Source organism: Streptomyces sp. P9(2023) (genome assembly GCF_032436795.1).
Taxonomy (GTDB): Bacteria; Actinomycetota; Actinomycetes; order Streptomycetales; family Streptomycetaceae; genus Streptomyces.
In genome coordinates, this window is record NZ_JAUPWM010000326.1 from 1 (window position 1) to 299 (window position 299).

The 299-nt window shown below is 46.2% G+C and carries 1 protein-coding gene; it reads left to right on the plus strand.

Annotated features, from left to right (window positions below):
• Positions 1-21: 21 nt before the first annotated feature.
• The coding region (locus Q5762_RS37810; RefSeq protein ID WP_315896842.1) for a hypothetical protein at positions 22-299 on the plus strand (278 nt) is incomplete at its 3' end.

A 299-nucleotide genomic window follows, 5' to 3' on the forward strand; every position in this document is an offset into this window, starting at 1 on the left:
CTTGAACCAGAGGAACTACCTATGTCATCAGGCATTCGCCTTCTTATATCGCTGGTCGTACTGTGTGCGGTCAGCTTTTTCATCTTTGCAGGTGTGGACGCTGTTGCCACTGCTTACGTGATGCCACTCGATCATGAGTTATCAGGTAAGTTAATGCTGTTTACAGCAGGTGCTGTTGCATTTGCACTCACCGATACATTTCACATCGTCGCTTGGCGAAAATACAGTGAAACGTACAAGCTGAAGAAAACAGTACGACATCTTCGCAATCTGCTGAAAGAATGTCAGTCACAACTGCG